Genomic DNA, 26,364 nt, shown 5'->3' with positions numbered 1-26,364 from the left:
CTTTTCATTTTTTTAGTGCTTAACTTTATATATTCATTTCGCCCATTTATAGAACTATTTCAGTCCAAGTAAATACTATGTAAAAATGACAAAAGGAATTACGCTAGAAAAACTTCTAGCATAATTCCTTTCATCATTAAATCGTTGAGGTGGCTGGTTGACCATCAGTCGTATGTTCAATTTGAAGGTGACATTCAATTTGCACATTTCCTTTTAAAGCTTTACTAATCATACAAGTTTGTTCTGCTTTATGTGCCAATCGATTAATACGTCTTTCCTCACGCTCCGTGAGATGAGCTACTTTGACATTCGGTTTGTGGATAATTTTTTCATATGTAAAAACACCATCCGTTACATCGACAAACCCTTGTGCCTCCATTGATAATGCCACGACAGGAATTTTAGAATTTTCAAGTAAAGCAGCAAATGTAATTAAATAACAAGTTGCGGAAGCACCCAATAACATCTCATCCGGATTTGTTCCTATTCCTGGCCCATTCATTTCCCGAGGAATAGATACATTTGTTTTCAAATGAGCGGCTGATAAATTGCCTGTACCATTTCTTCCTTGTGACCAAGATAAATTCATACTAAACTGATGTTGCATATTGAATTTGCCCCCTTCCACTCTAAAACTTTAAATTATAATACAATGTTGAAAATGCCCATCCTGCCATATGAATGAATAACAGAATCCCTAATACTTGGGCAGTAGAAAACTGCGTACCAAGAATCACTAAAAGGAGTAGCAGATAGATGGAGATAATCGTTATTTTCCAGCCAGTTGCCAGTGAATGAACTGTAATTTTTTCATATCTTTCATCTAGCCCATTTTTACGTGCAGCCATTCTACGTCCCCACCAAAGTCCAAAAAGACCGCCTGAAAGTCCTAATACGATACCAAGAAAACCTAGCATTTGTTCCAAAGTCATCATGCATCACTACCTTCCTCAAAAATAAATACTTCTTCAATACTTAGTTGAAATGATTTTGCAATCTTATACGCCAGTTCTAAAGACGGATTATAACGACCATTCTCTATCGAAATAATCGTTTGTCTAGAAACACCTAGTTTTTCGGATAGCTGTTCCTGTGTCCAACCAAAGGAAGCCCTCAGCTCTTTTATGCGTTGTTTCATTTTTCACCACCCCTATGTAAAGCTAACTTTACGTAAAGTGTACTTTACTTTCTTTATTTTGTAAAGCATCCTTTACATATTTTTCTTAAATTTACCAAACTGTATTTTTGCATTTTTCTTTCCTATGGGCAATTGCAACAAGCATTAGAAAACAGTACTACTAATTTTATGGTAAAATAGAAAAAACATTTTTTTAGGAGAATTAATAATGACTTTAACAAAGCAACAAGCATTGCAAGCACTAAATAAAAACAAATTTATCGGTTTTACGATTACGACAGGAAACATTATTATGAAAAAGGTAAATAAAACCGACTATAATATTTTTGTCTATGAAGAAGGTAGCGACAAACCATTACATTATGTAGGCTCCATTATGAATGTAATGGCAACAATGAGCGATAAAGCTTCCAATAAAGATTTTATTATTGTTGAACAACTTCCAGAGGAAAAGAAACCCGAAGCGCCTGCTAAAGAACAAAAACCTGTTGACAAGGCAGTTATTAAAACAACTAATTTAGATGAAGAAAGCCGTGCAATTGCAGGCTATGAAGGACTCTATGAAATAACGGCAAGCGGACGCATTATGACAGTGCGAGAAAATCGTCCACTCGCTCGTTGTAATGACGAATACGGTTTCCATATTGTCCGCCTAACAAAAGACGGCACAGCGTCAAATCATAATGTATTCGAACTATGGAAGCAGGCATTTCCAGAGCTTGAACAAACACACTTTAAAGGTGCCTTAAAAGCGAAATATGGCACAGGCTGTAAGCTTATTGATAAACCAGGCATTCACTTTTAATTTGATTTTTGCTAATGCACTACGTTAACAAAATATCACCTGCATTACAGCATGATAGTTACAATTAAATTTAGACAAGCTAAAAAAGAGGCTAGGACAAAAGAGAAAAAGTGTTAGATTGAACCCAATCAATCTAACACTTTTTTGCTATACCGTTGTTGTCCGCTACAGCGGTGCTTTCCGCGGGCACACCGTAAGCCGCAACCCTCGCTAACGCGCGGTCTGTTGCGTCTAACATTATGTGCTGTTCCCGCTGGAGTCACCGCCTTCGCTACCAACAACTAGTGAACACTTCTAATTTTTTTATTGAAAAAGTAAGAATAGCTAAGTTCATATAGCAAAAAATTATGAACACCTTTCCTCTGTTCTTTAAATTTTTTAGTTATGTCCCCGCCTCTTTTTGTTATATAAGCAAGGAAAGTATGGCTAGATGCCAAATATGCTCTAATTTATGCCCTTGTTTTAACAAATACTTTTCCCATTTATCCTGTTGACGATATATTTTTTTCCATTTAAAAAATTGATTGACCCATACACGTTCTACCTTTTGAAATCCCAATGCTGACAACTTCTTACGTTTCCTCCATTCAAACCAATTGGCAGACGTACAAATTGCTCGCCCTTCTCGTTGCACTTCCCCGACTATTATTTGGAGGTTCGGTAGTTCATAATTTTTAATATATGTAGTATTCGGTGGCAACTCCTGTATAAATCCAATTGCTTCCTCACGTATCAATTGATCATGTCGCAAATAAGCGACTTCCTGTTTGCTTTGTCCGTACAGTTTATAGCCTTTAAAATAATGCATAAGGAGCTCGGAACGCTTATCGTGTTCCAGTACGGATTGAATATAAATTTCACGAAAGTTCGATTTGTTATGACCTCGTTTTGACTGTAAATAATAAATATGAAATACCCGTCCACTAAAAACCCTACATTTTAGCATTGAAAACCACTCGTGCAAAGTTGCCTTTGTCAACCAGTATCGCATTTCTCCTAATGTATTACGTTTCCATTCAACAATTCTGCGATTTGCTTTTACTATTGTTAAAATCGTTTCATGGAGCACCATTGCATTTCGAAATAGTCGCTCCCTAATTCCTGTCGTACTCATAATGAATTTTCTTGTAAAATCTAAATGAGTATACCATTCAAACTTATACGGTTCGTAGCCACTGCCAAAATCGTAAAGATGTAAGTTTGTACTATGTGCTTGTAGCATATTTTCCTTCTCAATCAATCTTCCAGGTCCGAACATATTGAAATCCGGCTCATGCCCCATTGTGTGACAAAAGTTTCTGCCTCGACAGCAAATATCTACTGTAAAGCCAATCCAAATATTTTCAAATTGCAAACGATGAACTTTTAAAGCAAGTGCTTCATTTTGTTGTTTTGCGAGCTGTTCAATAAATGCCCGCGTCCGCTCTTTTGTAAATCCACTCGTATCTACTTTCTTTTGCCATCTTCTTTCGAACAACTGAAACATATTATCTAAATTTCCATCATCAACTTTTTGAAACGTAAGTTGACCATATTCTTTTAATCGTTTCTCTCGACGATAAATACTTTTAAATTTACGCTTATGCTTCTTTAAAAAATCCGGTAATTCAATTGCTCTAAAATCTATATAAGGTGTGACCACACGAAAAATTGAATGGGGCAATTGTCGTTCTAAAGTAAACTTTTCTAAAATCTGAGAAGTATCCTTACTTTCAAGCAAACCATGGAACAAGAAAAGAACCCGTTTATATTGGTTTGTCAGTTCTTTTAATAAATATTGCACCACTTTCTCTTTCCAAATTTTCTCGGAAATCACCTCCATATAAGAAGCAAGTCCTTGTCCTAAAAAGCTAAATTGATGAATGCCACCAAATCGAATAGCATGAACAAATGGAAAAAATGCAATGGGCTCTCCACTATGCTCAACTACGTAAATTTCCACATTTTCTTCGCACCCAAGTATCGACCACCACGTCGACACCCAACCATACTCTATAAATGGATTATCGTTTTTTTCACGTTCAAGTATCTTAGTCCAAGTTTCCTTATACGACTCAAGCTCGTCAATCGTTGTCACGAGTCTATACTCTAGCACGTGTGTAGTCACTCCTTTTTGCCTTCAATAACAAAGCATCACGTTCTTTGCCAAACGCTTATTTTCTAGTGTTACACTTCGCATCCTATTTCAGCACTTAGTAGCCACTATATTCATATAAGAACAAAATTAGAACAACTAGCACGGTCCTTGACCATAATCCAATGAATGAAAGAGACTGGGACAAAAGCGAAAAAGTGTTAGATTAACTGCAATCAATCTAACACTTTTTGCTATGTCGTTGATGGCTGTTACCGTCAACTAGTTACTCTTTCCGCTTTCCTACAAAAATCCATATCAAGAGCACTACGCTATACAGTATAGGCATATAAAATAAACTTCCTGCATCCACTCCATTTTTGACAGCAATGCCGATAAAAGCCCAAATAATAACTAGTGGAAACACAACATCCACTTCTACAGTGCGTATATAAATAGCAAGACATGTAGCGACAAAGAGCAATAAATTTGCCCACCATATTTCAGAGATACCAAAGCCATTCCATTGATAATACTTCAGTACAAAACTAATATTCGCCATTAAGGCTACACTAATCCAGCCTAAATAAATCGAGAACGGTAATCTTCCTGCAAAACGAGTATCCCCTTTTGGATAACTACTGTATATCAAGATTAAGCTTATAAGGAGACCTACCATCATTACAATGGATAATACGAAATATGCATAATGCCAACATAAAAGCCACGCAATATTAAACAGACACGTTAATGTAACAAGATTGATAATGGCGGTCTCCTGATTTTCTGTTTTCGAAAAGAAATGAATAAAAATCCATATACCCAAAACAATATAAATCACAATCCAAATGGCAAAAACATAGCCTGCTGGTGTGAAAAGTACCTCTATTTGATTGGATATTTCCGCTGTTGTTTTGCCATTAATACCGATTGTACTTGCTAAACCATTGATTATAATCATTGCTATATAACTTAACAGTGCAACCCACTTCATAGCCATCCCTCCTTATTTTTATCTATATAAGGTACTATATAGCCTTTTAATTATTGATATACATGTTTCCTTTAAAAACACGCTCTCCCCTTTTATACCTGTAGTGGCTACTTTTAAAACAGTCCATGATGAACAGAGACTGCTCGTTTCTACTCAAGGACATAAAAAAAATAGAATGATCTACAAGTTGGAGATCGTTCTATCTTAGTGAAAAATCTATCAGCATATGTGTTATCTACATATGTATGGCTGTCTGATATAAACTATCGGCTGTACTGGCAACAGTGCGTGTTTCGTTCCCAATAGAGCTAATTACCTTTTCTAAATTTTTTACATCCGTTTCTACCTGTACAATACATCGCTCATTTTCCACAATAGCTTGTAGGATATCGTGAAATTTCGATTGTGTTTCAACAGCAGCCTCAACACCATCTGCCACGCTTTCTTCAATACGATCTATCATTTCAACTGCGCGCATCGTTAAAGAGGTAGATGTTTGAACAAGCTTCGTAATTTCCTCGACAGATTGTTTTGACTGTTCAGCTAAATTGCGTACCTCCTGAGCAACTACAGCGAATCCTTTACCATGTTCACCTGCTCTTGCCGCTTCAATAGAGGCATTTAAGGCAAGCAAATTGGTTTGATCTGCAATGGCTTTGACGAGCAAAACAATATCAATAATACGATCCGAAGACACTTTTAAGTTGCCGATTAATGTGCCCATTTCTTCTGTCCGGTTATAAATATGTCGCATCTCTTGTTCCAACTTCATGACATGTTGATTACCAACATCTGCATCTTGATTAATATGATGAACAGTCTCGACATTTCTTTCAATTATTTGTGCAATCATCGTCGTTTGCACATCTACTTCATCAATAGACGAATTTGTTTCTTCAGTTAAATTAGCCAAATCTTGACTGATTAATGATATTTTTTGTTTTAACTCATTTTTAATGTGATTGTATTGATCATTTCTTATTTTAACGTTTTCCTTTTCGTATTCTTCCAACACAATTTGCATTTCAAGATTAATTAATTTTGAAATGGTTAACATAATTTGCTCACGAAGAGCAGGTGCTGTCATCTCTTTCACAATCAAATTGATGATTGCTTCTTGGATATGTTGAAAAGTACCCATATACCACTTTGGCTCTAGGCCAATTTTAAAATGCATGCGAGCTAGCTTTCTTTTTCTTTCAATTGCTTCTACATTAAAAGCTCCATCAAACATTGCAATTAAATAGTTCCCTAATGTTTTTTTCAAGCGATCGATTTGGGTACGCTCCTCAATGATTTTACGCAACGATGGAACTGCGAGTATGTTTTGGTAAAATACAGCCGTTACTTCTTCGATACCGTCGCGAACAAATGGCTGACATGCTTTTATTATGTAGAAATCTTCTCGTTTAAGCCCTATTAATACCATCTGTTTTTCTAACTCTGGCATAGTAGACAATTCAATAACTGGTTCAAAGCCATCTTCCAAACTAAACAATTCATCTTTAGAAGCTTCTAACTTCCGTTTCCACCATTTCGCCAAATTCTCCACCTCAATCACATAATTGTTTAGTACCTGTATATCATGAAAAATTAAATATTGTCAAACTATTAGATTTAATAGTTATACAATTATTATACAAATTATGTTTTATCGTTTAAAATAGAGCTATAGGTTTAAATATTCCACTTGATAAATCTACAGTATAATTGTTATGATAATTCGATACTTTTCAAACCGGAAAGAGGGTTGACGAACAATGACATCTGTCAATTCAACAACATGGCATTATAATATTACACAAGTTTCTGAAGTAACGGGTCTTTCTAAGCAAGTCATTCGAAAATGGGAAGAACGCTATCAACTTGTTGAACCAAAGCGATTAGACAATGGCCATAGAGTTTACACAGAACAAGATATTCAAATACTACTAAAGGTACGAAAACTATCCGAACAAGGATATTCTATAAAACAAGCGGCCACAGTTGTCAAAACAATGGAGCCAGAGCAAGAATCAGATTCTAAACCAATTCCTGTTCCAACTATCCATCACGAAATGAACGATTATGTTTTTCTTCTTCTAGAAAAAGGGGCGCATTGTGACGAAATAGAAATTAACAGAATTCTTCAAGATGCCCATTATGCGCTTGGCTTACCCAAATTTCTATCGACTGTAGTTATTCCTTTGTTACATGAAGTAGGTATGCGATGGGAAAAAGCGGAATGGTCAGAATATCAGGAAGCTGTTATCACGATGGTGATTCGAGATTATTTAGTACAGATTAGACGCAACTATCAATACAAAGACAACGCCCCGCTCATTATGGGGGCATGTTTACCAGGGGAATATCATGAAGTCCCACTCCATATTTTGCTTTTACAAGCGATGTTGCTTGGATGGAAGTCATTTTTAATAGGGAGCTCACCTGCACTAGGGGCAATTGAATCGCTTGTTTCGAAGTTTCAGCCTCAAATTGTTATATTGTCTGCTCTAACAACAATGCCTTTTGAAATGCACCCTGCTCTCTTACAGCAATTAGAGGATTTTGCTTCAAAGTATCCATCTATACAATTTTATTTAGGTGGAGCTGGCGCAATCGAATATACAAAAGATAAAGACTTACATTTTATTAAAATTGCTCAAACGATTGAAGAAGTCTTTCAATAACCCTATACGGTCTACAGATGGAAGGGAAGCTTGTTACTGCTCCTTTTCATTTGTACGAGCTGTAACTTTTTATTTGCTGTTCAATGTTTTCCTGCTCTACATAGCTAGTGAGATTGTATATTTTTAACAGCGTATCCTCATATAAACCCTTGAATTGCATATATTTTGTAAAACGGACTTCAGATTATAATGGGGCGGGGGAATTTCGCAGTTGAGTGCAATGATACTTGGAGGATTTCTTTTTTTCAGCATTAGTATAGGAGGAACAATTGCTTGGGTGTTCTCTAAGCTTTTTCAACATACAGCCCAAGGCTTATCGTTATTATGTGGCGGATTTTTAGTGGGATTGCTTATATTAGACATCATTCCATCCTCATTTCAAATGTACAAGTCTTTTGGCATTATACTAGGCATTCTCATCGGCTATTTAGTTTTTCAACTACTTAGTAGTTTATTTCACCCTACTAATTATCAAAATCCCTCCGTTTCCTTGCTCGCCATTGCAATGGTCATTCATACAATCCCAATCTGTCTTACAGTAGGCAATTTACTAGGAAACTCTGCATTAAGTATAACGATCACAGCTTCCATTATTCTTCATCATCTTCCTGAAGGATTTGCACTTACAACAGCTTTTCTCTCACAAAGTGAAAAGCTATGGAAGCTATTTATTTATTTCATCGGATTCTCCATTTTCTTTATCATTTTTATTTTAATTGGTCAGTATTGGGATTTAACAATAAGAGCACAAGGAATATTAATGGGCTTATCAATCGGATTAATCGGTACGGCTAGTATTTCAGAGTTTATTTTGCACCATGTACAAACAGTCACTTGTAAAGCCTTTCTCACCTATATATTATTAGGCTATCTTTTAAGCTATATGTTCCACGTACTTGCTGGATGAATTGTGTCAAAATTGTTTCGGTGACTGGCACGTAAAAAAACCACTTTTGCCTTAGCAAAGTGGTTTTTTACACTTACTATTTATTTACTGTCATCAGTGTAAGCGATAAGATTTTAGTAAATTGCGCACGTGTCAAATTGCCTTTTGGATTAAACTTACCATTTGCGCCTTCAATAATTCCTAATTGCTGTAATAAGCCAATCGATGCTACCGCTTCCTGACGCATGTCACCTTTATCTGTAAAAGTATTATTTTTATTAGCCTTTTCTACATCGAATTCTACTGATTCCAAGTAGCTTGCCGTTACATGAGCCATTTCCTCACGTGTAGCCGGTTTATTTGGTTCAAAATTTTCACCATCAAAAATTTCGAGTAAGCCATACTCTTGTAAAATCGCTACTTCCTTTGCCCCCCAGAAGCCTTGCATATCTTTGTATGTAGCTGGACCTTCATAATCTTTATTAACATCTAGTCCTGAAGCACGGAAAATCATCGCAGCTAATTGTCCACGTGTTACTTGACCATTCGGATTAAACGTTGTATCCGTAACACCTGTCACTATTCCAGCTTGATAAAGTAATTGGATATAGCTTTCAGCCCAGTGACCAATTGCATCTGTAAAATAACCACCTGGTTTAAGGTCAAAATCTGCACGGTTTAATACTGTCAACCAATCATTCACATCTTCATTACTTGCAGTTTGCCATTTTCCCTCTGCATAAACTTCAGCCTTGTAACTATTACCAGATTGAATAAAGCGCATTTGCATAGCATCACCAAATAGCTTTTTAATTTCTTCGTAGTTTTCTTTAAACTCTTTTTCACCCTCAGGATATAAGTTTGACCCATCTGAATAGCTATCCATTACTGCCTTTAGTGAAATTTTCACAGTAATGCTATTTTTAGTTGTTACTACAGTCATATTATCAGGATTGTCAATACCTAATTCTGAAAGTAATAGCATTTTGTAGATATCTTGATAAGACATAGACTGCGCTTGGTTTGTTGCTACAACAACCTGATTTGGATGAATAATATTGGCAATATTGTCATTGCCTTGAGCTTGTGCTTGTGTAGCAAAACCTCCTGTAAAACAAGCAATACTTAAAGCTCCAGCTAAAATCGTTTTCTTCATTTTTCTTTCCCCTTTCAATTCATAAATTTAGTGTACTAAATCATCTGTTAACAAATCTATAAATATATGTAAATTATTCAAAATTATAATAAAGTCCTATATTTAAAAAATAAATACACCGTCTAAATAATTAGTTGCATAGGTCTAATTAAGTACTACTTTTATTAATATAAGGGATAACTACTCATCTCGCACAGTCTTTTCGACTCACAACAACATCCTTTGTACAGTGCTCATCTAGTATAAGAGACCTCCACCTAAAAAAATGTTAGAGCCGTTATTTTTATTATCCATCAGCACATACTCTAAGGAGGTAATTTTGAATAGCAATCAGACATATTTTTATATCATTATAATAATTGAGTTTATTATTTGATTTTAGTTCATTGGAAGCAGTACTATGGGAGTGTAACAAGGAAATCATTTTGTAACGAAACTATTATATTGATGTAACATTATCAGAGGAGGAAGTCAGATGAATTATCAAAACATTACTGTTGCAGGAAGCGGAGTTTTAGGAAGTCAGATTGCTTATCAGTCTGCTTTTAAAGGATTTAACGTTACTGTATACGATATTAATGACGAAGCTTTAAAAAATGCGCAAGAGCGTATTACAAAGTTAAAACCATTGTACCAGCACGATTTAGGTGCCACACAGGAAGAAGTGGATGCTGCTTACGCTCGTCTATCATTTAATAGTGATTTAGCAGATGCTGTAGCAAATGCTGATTTAGTTATCGAAGCTATTCCTGAAGTTGTAAAAATTAAAACTGAATTCTACACAAACCTTGGTAAAGTTGCACCCGCAAAAACAATTTTTGCAACGAACTCTTCGACTTTATTACCTAGTCAATTTGCAGAAGCAACAGGGCGTCCAGAGAAATTTTTAGCATTACATTTTGCTAATACTATTTGGGTAAACAATACTGCTGAAATTATGAAACACCCAGGTACAGATATGAAAGTATTTGATGAAGTGGTGGAATTTGCACGTGCAATCGGCATGGTACCACTACCTTTATATAAAGAACAGCCTGGCTATATTTTAAACTCTTTACTAGTGCCATTTTTAGATGCAGCAGAAATGCTATTAGTGAAAGAAGTAGCTGACCCTGAAACAATTGATAAAACATGGATGATTGGTACTGGCGCTCCTCTTGGACCATTTGCTATTTTAGACGTTGTAGGTATTAATACAGCCCATAACATTGTAGAAGCAAAAGCTGCCGCTACAGGGGATGAAAACATGAAAAAATTAGCTAACCTATTGAAAACAGAGTATATCGATAAAGGTAAATTAGGACGAGCTACAGGTGAAGGCTTCTACCAATACCCTAACCCAAGCTTCGCTAAACCCGATTTCCTAAAAGGCTAGTTCCTGTCACTCATACAATTTAAGCCGCAACATGTCGCACTTAGCGCATGTTACGGCTTTTTTTTTAGTGCCTGTCACCCACACAATTTCACCATTTATTGATTTAATACTTTTCCCTGAGCACTCACTATTTTAATGTCATATGTACGCTTTTGAGATTGCTCATTTCGGTTTTGAAAATTAATTATTTCATAAACTGTCTCTTCCATCTCCAGCGCTAATTTTTCCGCGTCTTTCTCAGAACTATCTATTGTCGTTTGGATAGTAATGAAAGACTGGTAATCCGTCGTTACATGTTTGAATACTGTATAACTTTCAAGACTTTCCACAATCGTTTTAATAAAATTGGATAACCTATTATCGAGATTGATATCCTCTTCATCCCGTGAGGTTAGTTCCCAGCGCTCAAAAACAAGTGTATAGTCCATAAATGGCGAGTTTGCTATCACACTTTTGGCAATCGGCTCCATATCCTTTGTTACCAAATTAAAATAATCTTCGTCCGCAACAACTTGTAACACCAATTCTTTCTTTGGTGTCGTTTTCACATCTACACCAACATATATTGCACGCAACTTATCTTTCAATGTAGCCATACTTAATTGTTCTTGACTAACGAATGAACCCTGCCCTTCTTTATTTTCTGAAGTATCGGCTGCTAAAAGCCTATCGACAAGGTTAAAAGTAACTATAGCTACTAGCAATACACCAACAAACATTACTATTTTTCTCAACATGCATTCCCCCTAATTAGAAGGTATGACATAGAAAACATAAAAAATGCCATCATCCACATAATGGGTTCTTGCAAATTTGCTTTGAATAAATAGAATACGGAAGAATTAAAACATTTCATTACTTTTAAAAAAGTTCTTGAGAAACATTTTTAATCATATTACCTTAGCTAAAGAAGGAGGACGATACAATGAAAATCACAATTGAAGAATTACCCGCTTCAAAAATTGCCTTTTTTAGAAACGTTGGTCAATATGGTGAACGGCAAAACAAAGGGTTAATGGAGTCTTTTAAACAATGGGCACATTTAAATGACTTGTTGAACCAATCAGCCATATTCGGCATAGCGCAAGATAATCCCGAAATAACACCTAAAGAGCAATGCCGTTATGATGTTGGCATAATGATTCATGAAAATTTCCATGTGTCAAAACCTGCACATGTTGGTACATTTAGTGGCGGGAAATACGCTGTTTTCCTGCTCGACCATACCAATGAGGCAGTTAGCACATTTTGGAGCACTGTCTTTTCAGAAATCGAGCAACATCAGCTAATCATGAGACAAGAACCAATAATTGAAAGATATACGTCGCAAATGATTGATAATCATTTATGCGAAATATTAGTTCCGATTCAGTAAAGTATTCGAATTGACTTCTCGGGGTCAACGTTACTGCAAAGAAAGAGTCTGAGACAAAGGAGAAAAAGTGTTAGATTGACTGCCATCAATCTAACACTTTTTTGCTGCGCCGTTGTTGTCCGCTTCGGCGGTGCTTTCCGCGGGCACACACGTAAGCCGCAACCCTCGCTAACGCGCAGAATGCCCGCGTCTTAAGGTGTGTGCGTTCTGAGCAGGAGTCATCGCCTTTGCTACCAACAACTAGTTTTTCTTTCTAATTTATCATTCATTATAATAGAAGTAAAAGGAAATATTTCCCTTATTTTTCTTAGCAAAAATTTATCGAAATCAATGTACCTATATTTAAGATTTTAAGGTTATGTCCTAGCTTCTTCCCACTTTTGCGCATTTTATTAATTTACATTTTGCAAAATTTTACCGTCATTCATTTTAATGACTTGGTCTGTATACATAAGCATTTCTTCATCATGTGTAACCATTAACGTCGTTATATTTAATGTTTTAGTAAGATTTCGAATTAACTCCATTACGTCCTTCGATCGTTTCGAATCGAGACTTGCTGTTGGCTCATCTGCAAAGAGCACTTTCGGTTTATGAATAATCGCTCGGGCAATAGCAACTCGCTGCTTTTCCCCACCTGATAATGAAGAAGGATAGGCATTTTTGCGATGATCCATCCCTACTAATTTTAAAATACGCTCTACCTCTCTTTGCTGCTCGTGTTTCTTTAATGGCGATTCAGAAACTTCCAACATAAGCAGAAGCTGTTCTTCTACTGTAAGAAACGGAACTAAATGTGCAAATTGAAAGACAAAGCCAAATTTACTTGCCCGTACTTGACGAACTTGATCTGCACTCAATGTCGTCATGTTTTTCCCTTCAAAGATTACCTGCCCATCGGTTGTAGGTTGCAAACCTGCTGCAATCGTTAGCAAAGTACTTTTACCAGAACCTGAAGCGCCCACTAATGCTGTTACTTCACCTTCCTTCAGGGTCAGGTTAATGCCTTTTAATATTTCTTCCTGCACTTCACCATTTGTAAACGTTTTTCTAACATTCTCCATTGTAAATTGTGTCATATTAGACCTCTCCTTGTTGTATCGCTTGTAATGGTTGAATTTTTTTAATTTGGATCCCTGAAATGGTAGCCCCGATAAATCCAATAATAAGGAATACAATCGACAATTGTGTTATTGTAGCAAAACTTAAACTAAATGGCATTCCTTGTGGTGCAAACTGATTAAAAACTTGGCTTAGTGTAATAGATAGCACCAGAGAAATCACAGTAATCACAATCATTTGTGTCCAAATCATTTTGAATAACTTACTTGTTTTTAAACCAATTGCTTTTAAAATACCGTATAAGCCAATCTTCTGAACGTTCATCATATAGAAAAAGATTGCAAACAGCATGCCACTAATGACAACTAAAAACCAGACAATCATATTAAGAGACATTTGTTCTGCGCTATAACTCGGTATCGTATTTAAAAAATCACTTTTTGAAAAAGCTTGTAATCCTGTATACGCTTGTGAGGCATCCCCATCTGGTGTAAACACTAATTGCATTTCTTTAACCCGATAAATTTCTTGGTAATCTTCCATACTAATATAGGCTACTGGCGCATGGCTATATTTCTTTTGTTCAACAAAATCTTTTACAATAAACTTGCCACTAAACTGATTGTTCGTTACTGTATCGCCTATCTGTATACCTTTATCCTTTAATGAGCTATCTAAAATAATTTCTTGATGTTTAACATTTGCAAATAACGGCGAATCGGTAGCTGTTACAAATGCCACGCTTTGTTGCTTTCCTGCCTTATCATTGATAAAGCCCATTTGAATAGAAAAGGCAACAGCATCTTTTTGTTTGCTTAAAATTTCATCTTGGGTACTGCTATCTATTCTAGACAGATTATATGTTTCATCTGCATCTTCATTCATGTAAAACTGCCCCGCTGGCAAATCTTTAATAAGCGCAGCATTGTCTTGCGATAATCCATTTGCCAAACCCGAAATAATAAAGGTTAATAAACTCACCAGAAAAACAATCGAACCTAAAATCACAAATCGCACTTTATTTTTCTTCATTTCTTTTAAAGCCAGGTTCATCTTAAACCCCTCCTATTTCTTTTCACATTCTTAGAATATAGAGTCAACATGAACACAACATGAACTGAAAATGAACGGAAGATGAACTAAACATTACAGTTGAACATCACTGCCGCTTGCTATTCAAACAAAAATAAAAAACCTCCTACGCATAATGACGTAGAAGATTTTGTAAATGGTGATGTAACGATTCTTTTACTGCAGTAGCGCTAAAAGAATCGTTACAAATAGTGTTTTTGAATTACTCGCATTAATTTATTGGCATTTTCTTCGCTAATTGAGAACATCGTTTGTCTAAAGTTAAAACCTTGTCCACAAATAGTTTTCATTTCAGAAGCACTTAATGGACGCTTTAATGTACAAAAACCATTTAAAGGTGTATTTGTCTCTGCATTAGTATAGCCATTATAATTTTGCTTCTTATAATTACCCGAACCTTTTCCGTATCCTACAATTCCAGCGCCGCTTTTATAAAGGAATACAATATCGCCCTTTTGAATCTTTTCTATTTTTTCTTGCCATCCTTTATGATAAGCCGCTGCTTTCATTTCAGTTAACATTTCGTCTGTCGTTAGCGGATTATTGTTATGATTGGTGTTTAAAACGTAGGCGCTACTCTCATATTCTAAATAACTTTCAATCGGAGAATACATATTAAACTCAATATAATGTTCACCATTGACTTCAAATATCCAGTAGACAATGGCATCAATAGTCAAACCATTCTTCTTCCAATAAATAATTGCTTCTACCGTTTGTTGGTCTAAGCCATTTGTCATGACAATGAAATGTTGCTTATTATTAAACATCTCTTGGGTAATTTGATTACTTGCATCTTTACCAAAATACTGTTTATGGGCATCCATTAACGATATATTGCCTTGGCTATATTTGAGGTATTTTTCATTGAGCTCATCGTAACTACTATTGCCAAATAATTGACCATATCTCAATACTTGTAACAAATTCTCTTGATTTGAACCCCATCTTTTCAATTCAAATATGTATAAATCGCCATCTTTATCAACTGCTAAAATATCAGGTTCTTCTTGTCTTGGACGCTCGTTAAATATTGTCATTAAATCTTTGCTAGAAATAAAATCTTGCAGATGTTTAGATACTAACCTTTCTAAATCCTTCTCTTTCCAGCCAATCGCATCAAGACTCACTCTTTTAACCTTTTCATAATCCCATGAAGACTTATTTAATTTATATAACATGTAGACCATTTCCTTTCATTGATAGTATCAAATATATTATTTCACCTATTGTAAATATTTTCAATATCAGTACCAACGACATAAGTAGTTTACAGATAAACCAAAATCAAGTAATACCGATTACAGATAACAATCTTAAACAGGCAATTCAGCAAACATTGGGACTGTCTGGGGAAATCACATTAGGTGATATGATTACACTAACTAGTCTACATGCACCTAATGCCCGTATTACAAATCTAGAAGGCTTACAATATGCTAAAAATTTAACATCTCTCGATATTTCGGCTAATAGTATTACCGATTTCTCACCATTGAAAAGTCTAGGTGCATTGGATACTATCACTGCGCATCCCTAAGTTGTGGAAGTATCAAGCTTAACAGGTCCAATAGCGACGGTTGAGAACTTAGTAAAAGGTTTGGATGGTCAATACTTAAACCCTTATCAAATCGGTCTAAGAAATACGAAAACAATGAAAGAAATCTACGTAGATGTGGAACAACTTACACCGAATACAGACCACTTTACAATCGACCTTTCACAAGAAGAACAAGACACATATATGCTCGTCATCGCTTATAAATTAAACGAAGACACACTGATTCAATTAACTTATTATGTAAAAAATTAAGTATTGTGCTTTAGCATAAATAATCTAATCAATAACGCCCACGGATTTTTCCCGTGGGCGTTTTAGCTTATATACAAAGAACTGCACGTGGCATCGTTCAATAAACGCTAATTTGCGCTTCCAAATCCAACTCGCTCATTTTAAAATACGTGGTGAATCGATTGGACAATGCCTCTGTTATTGTCTTACACTGTTCCTCATTCAGTGATTTGGCATAAATTAGGATAACCCCAATATTTTCGTTGTCGGGTTCCAACGGGTTCATCACGACATCTTCTTTCAAAATTAACGCATTGCTCATCGCAACAAAGTTTAACACCGTATTTTGCAACATTTTTCTTTCCCTTGGATTTAACCCCACAGTATCAATTATTTCGACCCTAACATAATTCATACTCTGCACCTCCATAAAATGCTGTAAAAATTTATTTTTTATATTTTACTACTTTTATTTTAAACAGAAAATAATAGATTTTTAAAAAAATACGCATTAACCAAACCATTTTTCCTAATAAAATGGTTAGCACTCATTAGTATAGTCCATATTTACGATTTTATCTAAATGGTATTTACTACTATAAATTATTTATTTAAAATGAAATTATCCCGATTAATTCAAAAAAAAGTAAATTTTTTAATAATTTTTACTAGTAAAATATGATACAATAATCATGAAATTGTTAAAATGGATGAAGCAAAACACGAAGGAGCATTTTCAATGAGTACTGATTTTTTAGAAGATAAACTAAGAGAAACTTTCTCGTATTTACAATCAATAGAAGGTGTAAAGCCGGTTGATGATATTTTAGCGGTTTTAAACGACCCTGAAATTTTTCCTGAAATCACAACATTAATACATAATTCAAAATTGGAATTAGTTTACTTATATGAAGAGCAACAAGTAATTTTAAAAACGATGACGAACGGCATTACGATTGATTCATCTTTTATGCAGGAAGTCCATCTAATCTATCAATATAAAGAAATGATTGAATGTATCCTAACGGGTATTATTGCAACCGATAAAATTAAAAACTATTCACTAAACTTACTTTCCCTAAAATATAGCGAATTAATTCAAAGTATTTAATGGTGAGTGGCCCTATAAAGAAGAACCGATGAACGGGAAATTCGCTCATCGGTTCTTTAGCTATTTTACAAAATCACCTTGAATTGGCTCTAAACCATCCGCAAAACGAATGCGTAAAGATTGACAATTTAGAAAGTCTGGTGCGTCCATCACTTGAAAATGGATATGTGCCTCTGAGGAATTTCCTGAATTTCCGCAAAGCGCTATCACATCACCTTGTTTAACAGTATCTCCTTGTTGCACAAGACAAGAGTTCTTTTTTAAATGAGCTACCATACTATATTCATGATTGGTATGTTCGATAATAATTACATTTCCTGCTGGCTCCATTTCATACATTTCTCCAGGGACATTATCTTCTAGATGATTGACAACTTTAATTACCTTCCCATCTGCAGGTGCGGTAACTTCTTTATTAAAGGCATAATAGTTTTCATTGACGCTAGGAGATTCTTTAAATGTCGCATCATTCTTCATAATTACCAAGTCATATGCATATCTTTGTCCTTCATACGCGTAATGGTAATTGACAAACTCATTAACCCCTCCCCAAAATACAAACCACTCCTCTTTTATAGGCATTATATATGTATTTTGACTATACTTTTTATCACTTTCTGGAAAAACTACATAAGGTTTAATTAATAAACTATGAATGATATTACTTGAATCCATCGTTACCTGAATCGCTTTCTCTTGTCGATCATCCAACCAAACATATTGATGGTAATGAGCGATTGTTGTTTTATTAAATAACTCATAATTTTGTACATTCGCATTAAAAGATTTAGCTAATTCATTAAATTGCTCATTCGAAACCATCTCTTGAAACGTTTCATGACATTGGTTATAAATTTCATCAAATCTTTCTTGTAAAAAAAACATCCCAAAATTTTGAGGTGTTACTTCATTTGAACTAACTCGCATCCTAAACATCCCCTTTACGCTGACTATAGTACCTATACGTTTGATTGGATAATAAGTTTCAATATTTACCATTTTAAAATCAGATAAAGGACTATGTACGCATTGCAATCGTAGACAAAGTAAAACTAAACGCAGGACAAGCTCCCATTTTTAGTTCTCTTTTTATTCAAAAATCCATTCATATAAAATATCAGGTAAATTTTCTTCTTTTTCATGCCCTCTACCAATCACCTTAAATCCGTGTTTTTCATAAAAATGTTGGGCCTTTTCATTTACATCAAATGTATATAAAGTTAATTTTCCACTTGATTGGGCTTTCGCTCTATCCAACAATGTTTGCCCGATACCAAGCCCCTGATAGTTTATATGAATATACAGTTGACTTATTTCCCTACCGTTATAGGCAATCATACCAACAACTGTTTTATCAATAATCGCTAACTCTCATTATTTTTTGTTGCGTCATTATTGTGCCTCCTTTTTATAGAGATGGAATATGCTTGTTCCACGGGAGATGCGCTGGAATCGCCATGTAATCTTGTGTTATCGCCACTAAATCCACCGGAATCGCCATGTAATCTCATGTTATCGCCACTAAATCCACCGGAATCGCCATGTAATTTTGTGTTATCGCCACTAAATCCACAGGGAATCGCTTAATTTGGTACTTGCTAGGATTTAACATCTTACATATTTGCGTTTAAAGCCAATTCTGCCTTTATCTACTTCCTTTTGAATACTTTCATAAGCGTGAAGGAAACTACTTTTTTTATTATTCTTTTTAAGTTCTACAGGACCTATCTGTTGCGCTGTAGCTAACGCTTTGTCATGTAATGGGATATACGAGACCCCTACCGTATGGAGGAAATTATTCATAGCAGATTTTGTTCGTTCAGGTGAATCGTGAATCGCACTTTTCACCATTTCAAGCATATTAGCCATTTTACTTTCGGAAAATTCAACATCGGGACGATTTCCTAATAGCCAGCAGTAACAACTCCAGCCAGCAGACATTTTTAGTTCTTCCCCACTAGCAATCCATTTATCGGCAACCTGCTGCGCAATGTCCGCTTCCGCTAACGTCACTGCCACCACATAATCAGACAACATATAAAAATACGCCCCATCAATCCAGCGCTCAAAATCCGACTCGGTCATAGCTTTTGGCTCCGCAATAATGCCTGCAAAATACATTGCGTCATAATTTCCTGTGGCATAAAGGGCTTCCGCTAATGGTTGATTCAATTTGATTTTCTTAACTATCGGCTTCATCGCCCCCGTAGCCACCCCAAAAAGTGGCTCCTGTGCACCATTTGACATATATATTTTTTTCGTGCGCTCCTTCCCAAGTGCTTCAAGCTCTTGCATCACCATCTCAACATTCATTTTCACTGCACTCCCTTACGTTAGCTATTGTTACGATTGCCCATCTTCAATTTATTTTCATTATGCTATATCACTATGGCATTTGCCAGCTAGCTCTATATTGTAAAAAAAGCATAATCCTTACTTTTATTCCCTAGTGCCTATCAAAATTTCAGTAAAATAGATATTTTTTTGCTTTTTTAATAACTTTCTATTAATATCTCTATGTTACCTTTCTTCAACAAAGGGTATTTATATTAAATAAGTGCGGTTCTTTTTTAGTAATTTGGACAACATATTCAAGACAACACTCACAATTAATAAAGGTACTATGCGAAGGTAATTATCACATCATGTTTTCATACATCAGGAGGTTACATATGCAATACGTTATTTCTATTTTAGGTATTCTCATTGTATTGTTTTTCGCTTGGCTGGCTAGTTCCAATCGAAAAGAAATTAAATTCAAACCAATTATTACAATGATTATCATTCAAATTCTGTTCTCATTACTGCTGTTAAATACACAATTTGGCTTAATTATTATTAAGGGAATTGCTACTGTCTTTAACAAATTACTCGAATATGCAGGTGAAGGGGTTACCTTTGTATTTGGCGGCTTAGCCAACGAGGGAGAAGCGCCGTTCTTTTTAACCGTATTGCTACCCATTATTTTTATTTCAGCATTAATTGGTATTCTTCAACATTTAAAAATCCTCCCCTTTATTATGAAAGGTATTGGCTGGGTTTTAAGTAAAGTAAACGGCATGGGGCAATTGGAATCTTATAATGCTGTTGCCTCATTAATGGTCGGTCAATCAGAAGTTTTCATCACATTAAAAAGACAACTTGGTCTGCTGTCAAAACAGCGCTTATATACACTTTGTGCGTCAGCGATGTCCACTGTATCCATGGCCATAGTTGGTGCATATATGACGATGCTGGAACCAAAATATGTTGTCACGGCTTTAGTTTTAAATTTATTTGGCGGTTTTATCATCGCTTCAATTATGAATCCATATGACATTGACCCGAAAGAAGATATTTTAGAAATCGAGCACGAAAAGCAATCGTTTTTTGAAATGCTTGGCGAATATATTTTGGATGGCTTTAAGGTGGCAATTATTGTCGGTGCCATGTTAATCGGCTTTATTGCATTGATGGCAGGATTTAATAGTGTCTTCGAGTTACTGTTCGGCGTTACTTTCCAAACGATTCTAGGCTACATCTTTGCGCCAGTTGCCTTTATTATGGGCATTCCTTCCTCGGAAGCGGTTAGTGCAGGATCCATTATGGCGACGAAACTAGTAACAAATGAGTTCGTAGCGATGTTGGATTTATCTGGAGGCGATTATCACTTTAGTGAGCGGACAATGGGCATTCTTTCCGTATTCCTTGTGTCCTTCGCCAACTTCTCTTCAATTGGTATTATTGTCGGTGCTGTAAAAAGTCTTAACGAAAAACAAGGAAATGTTGTCGCACGCTTTGGCTTAAAATTATTATTTGGTGCTACCCTTGTAAGTGTCCTTTCAGGTATTATCGTAAGCTTAATTTTATAAAGAAAAGGAAGTGGTGAGTTCCACTTCCTCGTGCCAGGCACTAAAACAATTCTGACGATTGTTAATAACCATTCACAAAGTCAGAGATAGTTTCAATTTCATCTTCTGTTAGTTCTCTTTTTACATGCTTTTTATATGCTTGCATAATTTTTTGTGAATCACCATCACAACTATCGGTATATGTAGCAATCGTTCTAAGCAGCGCTACTTCTTGATTAAACGCTTCTTTTGTTATAGGCTGCTGATGCGAAGGAATATATGTATCCGCATCAAATTGCTCTAATTCAGCCAACAGACGAAGCGTTTCCTTAACTGTATAATGTTCTTTTTCAGCATACAGATTAGGATAAATACAATCAGCAAGGAACAGAATCTTTTCTTCTTTTATATAGACCACAACAGAGTCGGCCGCATGATCCCCTCCAACATGTTGAAGGATACAACTGACACCACCTAGGTCAATCTCCACCCGTTTATCAAACGTGACATCCGGCAAAACAATCTGAATATCTCGGTGATCCTTGAATTCTTCTTTAATAGCTCTGGCACAAAATTCAATTTCTATACCTTCCTTCACACGTGCATCAAGTGCCTCATCTGACCAAGAAAATGGAATTAATTGCTCCATCGCTGTTTTTGTTTTTTCCGAAGAAATAGACACCATTTGACGTAATGCAGAGAGTCCAAAAATATGATCCCAATGCCAATGCGTTAAAACGACCATATCAGGTTTAGGAACGCCCATTTTTAAAAGTTCTTCCTGAAAATAGTGTGCATGCTCCTCCGAATTCCCTGCATCAATCATTAATGTTTTGTTTTGACCAACTACCATCCCTAGAATAGGACGATCCGTTTCCGCTATAGGCGTCATATACCAAAAACAATCACCTATTTTATTTATTGAATGCATATTGGGTAATCCCCCCTTTCATAATAGTTTAATTCAAAAAAGGGCAATTTACTCTTTGAAAGAATTTTTTATTATAGGGTATTATTTCCTGTTGCAAAATAATCCAATAGCAAAATAAATCAATGCATTGATACAATAAAGAACAAAAGAGAAGTACATTCCAATTACAAAGATTTAATAGATTAGTTTTAATACTTTAATAATGTCTTTAGTAATGACCAACATTTCTGATGCAAAAAGTTAGGCAAAAAACGTAATAACGTCAAAACCTATTGCATTAAGGTTTTGACGTTGGGTTGAAATTATAAGGAATTATTAGATAGATACGAAATAAAAACATCTTCGAACACTAGCAATCATCGTTATTGCTTTCTTGAAGCTACTGTTAAAAGGTTTGTCTATAGAAAATGATTTATATTTTAGTAGAATAAAGAGCCTTCATTCCTACAACGTACTTTTCTTTTAAATATGAATGGTTAATTGATTAGCTTTTAAAACATCTTCAGCCATTCCCCATTCTTCTTGCATTGCTAATAAAAAACTATATAGATGTATTTTAGCATTTGAATTTATATTTAAATTTTCCAACATATCAATGCTCTTGTCGATTTCATCAATTGTGGGTTCTTTTTGTAATACATTACTTAATATTTTGATAAGATTAGAATATTTATCGTATTCATTATCATTTTCTTTTAAAGACTCAACTATTGATGTATTAACTAATTCTAATCTTTCATAAGACCAAGGTGTATCAAGAACAGGTAAATCCTTACCTAGACTCTCTACCGAACACATTCGAAGTCTAAAGAATTTATCTAACCATTTTAATTCTTTTACATTGGTCTCTATTCGTTCGGGAAAGGGACCTATCCATAATAAGTAACTTGTCCACAATGGTACAATATATATTTCTTCGTTTGTAATTTTTCTAACCGAACTTATTAAAGAATTAAGTATTGTTGAAACCTTTGGTATTGATATACCAGCCGCTGTCAAGGTTCCTAAAATATCCAAACAATGTAGTATTAGTATGCCATCTTTATTCTTTAAAGAAAGATACTTTTCAATCCATTCAATATCATATGCTTCTTCTACATATCCTTGTTCATTGTATACATCTACTATAATGGTCTTGAAATCTGTATAAATATTTCGTAAACTCTCTCTAAAATCACCGTACATTACATTATAATTAGCGTATAACCTATTAAAATCATCAAAACTATCATCTATCTCTAACCCAACCCCGCTTGCACAAACTCCCCATTTATCTAATAGCTGAACGAAAGTGCCAGCCCCAAATCCTACGGATAACACTTTATTATCTGGAATTGTAGCTACTGCCCACGCTAAGTAATCCCAATATTTATAAGTTAATTTTTTTCTTACTATTTTAGAATGTTTTAAATTTGTTAATTTCCCACTCTCTCTGTCACATAACACAATATTATCGTCAATTATTTCCCACTTTTTGATAAATATCACCTGTTTCTTTATTCAAGACTAAAGTTGGAGAAATATCTTCACAAATCCAATCTTCGTGATCCTTATTTTCATTTGAGTAGTCTAAAACATTAGGATAATTTTCGCTAAACATATGATGCCTATACCATAATCTCCAAAGAGATGGATCCTTTAATATCGTTGGTCTAAAAAAACTTAATACATTCGATGCAGTTGCGCTAACACTATTCGTTTTAATTGGAAGTGAAATTAGAATTTTATCTATTTCAGGCGTAATAACCCCTATCACTGGAACCTTTACTTTTTCTAACAATCTAAAAAGACCACTTCTAATTTTAATTTCTGAACTAATAAATGGTAATTGAATAGGGTACTTATCTTCCCCATACCCAGTCATTCCATCTAAATAAAGGAATACTACACCACCATCTTTTAAATGACGTACTATTTTTAATGCGGAAGTGGACTTTTCTGCAATCACCATTTCAACATTTTGTCTATTATATGTTTTTACTACTTCTATCGAAGCACTTTCACTATTATAAGATTCTTCATCAACTACTAATAAAATTTTTTTATCAGGATGGACTTTAATTAATTCATCAGTAATTCTATATTGTACGGGTCTATATGCACCATAATGCATACCGATTATGGCAAAACCCTTTTCAGCATATAATTGTTGAAGTTTTTCAATACTGAATCCCTCAATCCTTTTAAAACCATTATGAAAATTATTATTTACTCTATATTGATCACAAATTGCTATATACTCAGAATACTGGTTGAAGACATTTACCGGTGAATAATTCCCAAAATATCTTAGTTCTTTTATCATATTAGAGAAAGCCATTAAATAATCAAATTGTAATTTATTGGATGATTCCATTTATCTTTTTCACTCCTTTATGAACAAACAAATTATTTAAAATCCTTATTAATATATGTAATGGTATGTCATAGTCACCACCACTACTATTACCTCCAACTGATCCTTCAACAATATCAACCGCTTTTATATTTGAGAAATTAAAAATTAAATTGATTATCTCTAGTAACTCATTATTATTAAAACCGTTAGGGACTCTAAAATCGACATATGGGAAATAAATAGGATCTAAAGCGTCCATATCAATCGATAAATAGCCGTCTAAGTGACTATACTTCTCTAATAGTTCAGTTATTTTTTCCTTTGATGCTTGTTGTTTAGTTATTTGAACTACTTTTGGATGTTGAACTAACTGACTATCTGTTCTGAATCCCCTTCCTCCAATTTGAACAATGGCTTCAACAAACGGCAATTGTGCAATATGAAAAAAAACATTCCCATGATCTAAATTTTCTGGATTACCAAATAAATCATTGTGTGCATCAACTACCCATATGGCAATCTTTTTGTCCATTTTAGAGAATGAAGAAATAATATCATATGTATAAGAATGATCGCCTCCTATACATATAAAAGGTAATGTTGAGTTTACACAGTAACTAGAAACTTTCTGAATGGCAACCCGCTCACTATGATTATCGAAACTTTTAACATCTCCTAAATCTAAAACCCTTCCACAATCTATTTTTTGTTGGGTATCTAATTCGTAAAAGTTTAAAGGTTTTGATATAGGATAGTGATTAAACTGTGTCAGTTTTAAAGAGGCTTCTCTTAACAATTGAGGAAATTGATTAACTTGGGATTGTGGAGCGCGACTTCCTTGATTAAAAGGAACTCCAAATAACAACACATCTGGTACTTCATCTAGAAAAATATAGTTAAAGATAGGTTTTACTTCTTTTAAAAATGGACTAACATTTATGTTAAATGGTGTTGTATTTTCAATCTTATAAAATGCATTCTTTTCGATATCTTTTAATACTATTTTTTCATCATCTTTTGATATGATTTCATATGTGATGGTCAATTTTCTTATCCTCCAAATATAAATATCCTATTCTTCTTAAAGTCATCGTAAGAAGTAGTAAATAAACAATAATCATTATCCATTTAAAATAAAAACTACTTTCCCATAAAACGACAATGCCAATTGATGATATAATAATCAGTAATATTGCAATTGACCATAGCAATACTTTCAACTTTAGCGCAGGGTACATTTTATAAACAAAAGAACCGTCTGTGATTGATAAAGGAACAAAATTTATAGCAATAACACATAGATAAAAAATAGAAAAGATACTTAAGGATGTACTTTTCCATGTAATAATGACAATCAAAGAGACTAATAATTGAAATAGTACTCCGTTTAAAGTAAAAAATAGAAATTTGGGGATATTCATTTTTTTCGGGTATTGAAATTTTCCTTTCACAGATGAAAAAGAAAATTCAAAGCCTTTAATTTTACCACCTATTAATAACATTGCAATTACATGACCAAATTCATGAATTATTATCATTAAAATAATGTATAATAAAAAATAGAATACATCTGTAAAAAACAAACTATCACCCCATATATTAAGACAGACAGAAAGAGCGGCAACTCCTTCTGTCTATAGCTATTAGCAGCGGATAACACAACGAATTACATTGCGATCTGCCTCTAGCTTAATTAATTCTTCAACTGTAAGTGGTTTTGGCTGATTACTTGTTTG

At 34.6% G+C, this 26,364-nt stretch carries 28 protein-coding genes and 1 pseudogene; 9 read left to right on the top strand and 20 right to left on the bottom strand.

Annotated elements, in window-relative coordinates; all coding sequences use genetic code 11:
- Positions 1–136: 136 nt before the first annotated feature.
- Genes C9J37_RS06935 through C9J37_RS06925 form a run of 3 tightly spaced genes read right to left on the bottom strand, consistent with a single transcriptional unit; the run spans position 137 to position 1,138 of the window.
- Positions 137–607, bottom strand: coding sequence for an SACOL1771 family peroxiredoxin (locus tag C9J37_RS06935; RefSeq protein WP_107894803.1), 471 nt, complete (start codon positions 605–607; stop codon positions 137–139).
- A 22-nt stretch (positions 608–629) separates the two neighbouring features.
- On the bottom strand, positions 630–935 hold the full coding sequence (locus C9J37_RS06930) for a hypothetical protein (RefSeq protein WP_235617047.1): 306 nt from the start codon (positions 933–935) through the stop codon (positions 630–632).
- Positions 932–1,138, bottom strand: coding sequence for a helix-turn-helix transcriptional regulator (locus C9J37_RS06925; protein WP_107894802.1), 207 nt, complete (start codon positions 1,136–1,138; stop codon positions 932–934). Before C9J37_RS06925 ends, C9J37_RS06930 begins: the two co-directional genes overlap by 4 nt.
- A 208-nt stretch (positions 1,139–1,346) precedes the next feature.
- Between C9J37_RS06925 and C9J37_RS06920 the strand changes: the two genes are divergently transcribed.
- Positions 1,347–1,943: an NUMOD4 domain-containing protein gene (locus C9J37_RS06920; RefSeq protein WP_107894801.1), complete on the top strand. Its 597-nt coding sequence runs from the start codon at positions 1,347–1,349 to the stop codon at positions 1,941–1,943.
- Positions 1,944–2,346: 403 nt separating this feature from the next.
- On the opposite strand, the gene C9J37_RS06915 is transcribed toward C9J37_RS06920, so the two are convergent.
- From C9J37_RS06915 to C9J37_RS06905, 3 genes are all read right to left on the bottom strand, one after another.
- A complete protein-coding gene (locus tag C9J37_RS06915) occupies positions 2,347–4,038 on the bottom strand; it encodes a GNAT family N-acetyltransferase (protein ID WP_107894800.1) in 1,692 nt (563 codons plus the stop codon).
- Between the two features lie 265 nt (positions 4,039–4,303).
- Positions 4,304–5,011, bottom strand: coding sequence for a TspO-related membrane protein (locus tag C9J37_RS06910; RefSeq protein WP_107894799.1), 708 nt, complete (start codon positions 5,009–5,011; stop codon positions 4,304–4,306).
- Positions 5,012–5,246: 235 nt separating this feature from the next.
- The gene (locus C9J37_RS06905) at positions 5,247–6,563 is read right to left on the bottom strand and encodes a protoglobin domain-containing protein (RefSeq protein WP_407656231.1); all 1,317 of its coding nucleotides are present in this window, start codon (positions 6,561–6,563) and stop codon (positions 5,247–5,249) included.
- 208 nt (positions 6,564–6,771) lie between these two features.
- On the opposite strand from C9J37_RS06905, the gene C9J37_RS06900 reads away from it, so the two are divergent.
- On the top strand, positions 6,772–7,680 hold the full coding sequence (locus tag C9J37_RS06900) for a MerR family transcriptional regulator (RefSeq protein ID WP_107894798.1): 909 nt from the start codon (positions 6,772–6,774) through the stop codon (positions 7,678–7,680).
- A 220-nt stretch (positions 7,681–7,900) separates the two neighbouring features.
- Positions 7,901–8,587 (top strand): ZIP family metal transporter, encoded by a 687-nt coding sequence (locus tag C9J37_RS06895; protein ID WP_235617056.1) that lies wholly within the window; start codon positions 7,901–7,903, stop codon positions 8,585–8,587.
- Between the two features lie 76 nt (positions 8,588–8,663).
- On the opposite strand, the gene C9J37_RS06890 is transcribed toward C9J37_RS06895, so the two are convergent.
- Positions 8,664–9,722 carry an S-layer homology domain-containing protein gene (locus tag C9J37_RS06890; protein WP_107894796.1) on the bottom strand — a complete coding sequence of 353 codons (1,059 nt, stop codon included), beginning with the start codon at positions 9,720–9,722 and terminating at the stop codon, positions 8,664–8,666.
- Positions 9,723–10,197: 475 nt separating this feature from the next.
- On the opposite strand from C9J37_RS06890, the gene C9J37_RS06885 reads away from it, so the two are divergent.
- The gene (locus tag C9J37_RS06885; protein WP_025220433.1) at positions 10,198–11,097 is read left to right on the top strand and encodes a 3-hydroxyacyl-CoA dehydrogenase; all 900 of its coding nucleotides are present in this window, start codon (positions 10,198–10,200) and stop codon (positions 11,095–11,097) included.
- Between the two features lie 95 nt (positions 11,098–11,192).
- On the opposite strand, the gene C9J37_RS06880 is transcribed toward C9J37_RS06885, so the two are convergent.
- Positions 11,193–11,831: a hypothetical protein gene (locus C9J37_RS06880; RefSeq protein ID WP_137067725.1), complete on the bottom strand. Its 639-nt coding sequence runs from the start codon at positions 11,829–11,831 to the stop codon at positions 11,193–11,195.
- A gap of 191 nt (positions 11,832–12,022) precedes the next feature.
- Here C9J37_RS06880 and C9J37_RS06875 point away from each other — a divergent pair, with 191 nt between their 5' ends.
- Positions 12,023–12,472 carry an AraC family transcriptional regulator gene (locus C9J37_RS06875; RefSeq protein ID WP_107894794.1) on the top strand — a complete coding sequence of 150 codons (450 nt, stop codon included), beginning with the start codon at positions 12,023–12,025 and terminating at the stop codon, positions 12,470–12,472.
- 392 nt (positions 12,473–12,864) lie between these two features.
- Here C9J37_RS06875 and C9J37_RS06870 read toward each other — a convergent pair whose 3' ends face one another.
- From C9J37_RS06870 to C9J37_RS06860, 3 genes are all read right to left on the bottom strand, one after another.
- Positions 12,865–13,551, bottom strand: coding sequence for an ABC transporter ATP-binding protein (locus C9J37_RS06870; RefSeq protein WP_107894793.1), 687 nt, complete (start codon positions 13,549–13,551; stop codon positions 12,865–12,867).
- A gap of 1 nt (position 13,552) precedes the next feature.
- Positions 13,553–14,587: an ABC transporter permease gene (locus C9J37_RS06865; protein ID WP_107894792.1), complete on the bottom strand. Its 1,035-nt coding sequence runs from the start codon at positions 14,585–14,587 to the stop codon at positions 13,553–13,555.
- Between the two features lie 221 nt (positions 14,588–14,808).
- The gene (locus C9J37_RS06860; protein ID WP_107894791.1) at positions 14,809–15,807 is read right to left on the bottom strand and encodes a PDDEXK family nuclease; all 999 of its coding nucleotides are present in this window, start codon (positions 15,805–15,807) and stop codon (positions 14,809–14,811) included.
- A gap of 191 nt (positions 15,808–15,998) precedes the next feature.
- Between C9J37_RS06860 and C9J37_RS28200 the strand changes: the two genes are divergently transcribed.
- Both C9J37_RS28200 and C9J37_RS06855 read left to right on the top strand, forming a co-directional pair.
- Positions 15,999–16,166, top strand: coding sequence for a leucine-rich repeat domain-containing protein (locus C9J37_RS28200; RefSeq protein ID WP_137067724.1), 168 nt, complete (start codon positions 15,999–16,001; stop codon positions 16,164–16,166).
- A 3-nt stretch (positions 16,167–16,169) separates the two neighbouring features.
- Positions 16,170–16,439, top strand: a complete 270-nt coding sequence (locus tag C9J37_RS06855; RefSeq protein WP_107894790.1) for a hypothetical protein — start codon at positions 16,170–16,172, stop codon at positions 16,437–16,439.
- Positions 16,440–16,536: 97 nt separating this feature from the next.
- Here C9J37_RS06855 and C9J37_RS06850 read toward each other — a convergent pair whose 3' ends face one another.
- Complete coding sequence (locus C9J37_RS06850) at positions 16,537–16,833, bottom strand: hypothetical protein (protein ID WP_107894789.1); 297 nt, start codon at positions 16,831–16,833, stop codon at positions 16,537–16,539.
- A gap of 324 nt (positions 16,834–17,157) precedes the next feature.
- Here C9J37_RS06850 and C9J37_RS06845 point away from each other — a divergent pair, with 324 nt between their 5' ends.
- Positions 17,158–17,529: a hypothetical protein gene (locus tag C9J37_RS06845; protein WP_107894788.1), complete on the top strand. Its 372-nt coding sequence runs from the start codon at positions 17,158–17,160 to the stop codon at positions 17,527–17,529.
- Positions 17,530–17,589: 60 nt separating this feature from the next.
- On the opposite strand, the gene C9J37_RS06840 is transcribed toward C9J37_RS06845, so the two are convergent.
- From C9J37_RS06840 to C9J37_RS06830, 3 genes and pseudogenes are all read right to left on the bottom strand, one after another.
- Entirely contained in the window at positions 17,590–18,456 is an 867-nt protein-coding gene (locus C9J37_RS06840) for a M23 family metallopeptidase (protein ID WP_107894787.1), read from the bottom strand.
- 162 nt (positions 18,457–18,618) lie between these two features.
- Positions 18,619–18,900 (bottom strand): annotated as a pseudogene (locus C9J37_RS06835) (GNAT family N-acetyltransferase); the annotation flags it as partial.
- Positions 18,901–19,134: 234 nt separating this feature from the next.
- On the bottom strand, positions 19,135–19,842 hold the full coding sequence (locus C9J37_RS06830; protein WP_107894785.1) for a DNA alkylation repair protein: 708 nt from the start codon (positions 19,840–19,842) through the stop codon (positions 19,135–19,137).
- A gap of 359 nt (positions 19,843–20,201) precedes the next feature.
- On the opposite strand from C9J37_RS06830, the gene C9J37_RS06825 reads away from it, so the two are divergent.
- Positions 20,202–21,380 carry a NupC/NupG family nucleoside CNT transporter gene (locus C9J37_RS06825; protein ID WP_107894784.1) on the top strand — a complete coding sequence of 393 codons (1,179 nt, stop codon included), beginning with the start codon at positions 20,202–20,204 and terminating at the stop codon, positions 21,378–21,380.
- A 61-nt stretch (positions 21,381–21,441) separates the two neighbouring features.
- Here the strand turns inward: C9J37_RS06825 and C9J37_RS06820 are convergent, their stop codons facing one another.
- From C9J37_RS06820 to C9J37_RS06800, 5 genes are all read right to left on the bottom strand, one after another.
- The gene (locus C9J37_RS06820) at positions 21,442–22,290 is read right to left on the bottom strand and encodes an MBL fold metallo-hydrolase (protein ID WP_107894783.1); all 849 of its coding nucleotides are present in this window, start codon (positions 22,288–22,290) and stop codon (positions 21,442–21,444) included.
- A 462-nt stretch (positions 22,291–22,752) separates the two neighbouring features.
- Positions 22,753–23,778 carry a class I SAM-dependent methyltransferase gene (locus C9J37_RS06815; protein WP_107894782.1) on the bottom strand — a complete coding sequence of 342 codons (1,026 nt, stop codon included), beginning with the start codon at positions 23,776–23,778 and terminating at the stop codon, positions 22,753–22,755.
- The gene (locus C9J37_RS06810; RefSeq protein ID WP_107894781.1) at positions 23,747–24,646 is read right to left on the bottom strand and encodes a hypothetical protein; all 900 of its coding nucleotides are present in this window, start codon (positions 24,644–24,646) and stop codon (positions 23,747–23,749) included. Before C9J37_RS06810 ends, C9J37_RS06815 begins: the two co-directional genes overlap by 32 nt.
- The gene (locus C9J37_RS06805) at positions 24,630–25,673 is read right to left on the bottom strand and encodes an arginase family protein (RefSeq protein WP_167397272.1); all 1,044 of its coding nucleotides are present in this window, start codon (positions 25,671–25,673) and stop codon (positions 24,630–24,632) included. Before C9J37_RS06805 ends, C9J37_RS06810 begins: the two co-directional genes overlap by 17 nt.
- Positions 25,657–26,211, bottom strand: coding sequence for a hypothetical protein (locus C9J37_RS06800; protein ID WP_107894779.1), 555 nt, complete (start codon positions 26,209–26,211; stop codon positions 25,657–25,659). Before C9J37_RS06800 ends, C9J37_RS06805 begins: the two co-directional genes overlap by 17 nt.
- Positions 26,212–26,364: the final 153 nt, after the last annotated feature.

The sequence above is a fragment of the Lysinibacillus mangiferihumi genome (assembly GCF_003049665.1).
Classification (GTDB): Bacteria; Bacillota; Bacilli; order Bacillales_A; family Planococcaceae; genus Lysinibacillus; species Lysinibacillus mangiferihumi.
Note: the sequence above shows the minus strand (reverse complement) of the source record. Positions and strands in the feature narration are given on the sequence as shown.

Excerpts from the sequence above, each read along its gene's own strand:
- C9J37_RS06935 (WP_107894803.1), bottom strand. The coding sequence starts at position 607 with ATGCAACATCAGTTTAGTATGAATTTATCTTGGTCACAAGGAAGAAAT.
- C9J37_RS06930 (WP_235617047.1), bottom strand. The coding sequence starts at position 935 with ATGATGACTTTGGAACAAATGCTAGGTTTTCTTGGTATCGTATTAGGA.
- C9J37_RS06925 (WP_107894802.1), bottom strand. The coding sequence starts at position 1,138 with ATGAAACAACGCATAAAAGAGCTGAGGGCTTCCTTTGGTTGGACACAG.
- C9J37_RS06920 (WP_107894801.1), top strand. The coding sequence starts at position 1,347 with ATGACTTTAACAAAGCAACAAGCATTGCAAGCACTAAATAAAAACAAA.
- C9J37_RS06910 (WP_107894799.1), bottom strand. The coding sequence starts at position 5,011 with ATGAAGTGGGTTGCACTGTTAAGTTATATAGCAATGATTATAATCAAT.
- C9J37_RS06900 (WP_107894798.1), top strand. The coding sequence starts at position 6,772 with ATGACATCTGTCAATTCAACAACATGGCATTATAATATTACACAAGTT.
- C9J37_RS06895 (WP_235617056.1), top strand. The coding sequence starts at position 7,901 with ATGATACTTGGAGGATTTCTTTTTTTCAGCATTAGTATAGGAGGAACA.
- C9J37_RS06890 (WP_107894796.1), bottom strand. The coding sequence starts at position 9,722 with ATGAAGAAAACGATTTTAGCTGGAGCTTTAAGTATTGCTTGTTTTACA.
- C9J37_RS06885 (WP_025220433.1), top strand. The coding sequence starts at position 10,198 with ATGAATTATCAAAACATTACTGTTGCAGGAAGCGGAGTTTTAGGAAGT.
- C9J37_RS06875 (WP_107894794.1), top strand. The coding sequence starts at position 12,023 with ATGAAAATCACAATTGAAGAATTACCCGCTTCAAAAATTGCCTTTTTT.
- C9J37_RS06870 (WP_107894793.1), bottom strand. The coding sequence starts at position 13,551 with ATGACACAATTTACAATGGAGAATGTTAGAAAAACGTTTACAAATGGT.
- C9J37_RS06865 (WP_107894792.1), bottom strand. The coding sequence starts at position 14,587 with ATGAACCTGGCTTTAAAAGAAATGAAGAAAAATAAAGTGCGATTTGTG.
- C9J37_RS06860 (WP_107894791.1), bottom strand. The coding sequence starts at position 15,807 with ATGTTATATAAATTAAATAAGTCTTCATGGGATTATGAAAAGGTTAAA.
- C9J37_RS28200 (WP_137067724.1), top strand. The coding sequence starts at position 15,999 with ATGATTACACTAACTAGTCTACATGCACCTAATGCCCGTATTACAAAT.
- C9J37_RS06850 (WP_107894789.1), bottom strand. The coding sequence starts at position 16,833 with ATGAATTATGTTAGGGTCGAAATAATTGATACTGTGGGGTTAAATCCA.
- C9J37_RS06845 (WP_107894788.1), top strand. The coding sequence starts at position 17,158 with ATGAGTACTGATTTTTTAGAAGATAAACTAAGAGAAACTTTCTCGTAT.
- C9J37_RS06840 (WP_107894787.1), bottom strand. The coding sequence starts at position 18,456 with ATGCGAGTTAGTTCAAATGAAGTAACACCTCAAAATTTTGGGATGTTT.
- C9J37_RS06830 (WP_107894785.1), bottom strand. The coding sequence starts at position 19,842 with ATGAATGTTGAGATGGTGATGCAAGAGCTTGAAGCACTTGGGAAGGAG.
- C9J37_RS06825 (WP_107894784.1), top strand. The coding sequence starts at position 20,202 with ATGCAATACGTTATTTCTATTTTAGGTATTCTCATTGTATTGTTTTTC.
- C9J37_RS06820 (WP_107894783.1), bottom strand. The coding sequence starts at position 22,290 with ATGCATTCAATAAATAAAATAGGTGATTGTTTTTGGTATATGACGCCT.
- C9J37_RS06810 (WP_107894781.1), bottom strand. The coding sequence starts at position 24,646 with ATGGAATCATCCAATAAATTACAATTTGATTATTTAATGGCTTTCTCT.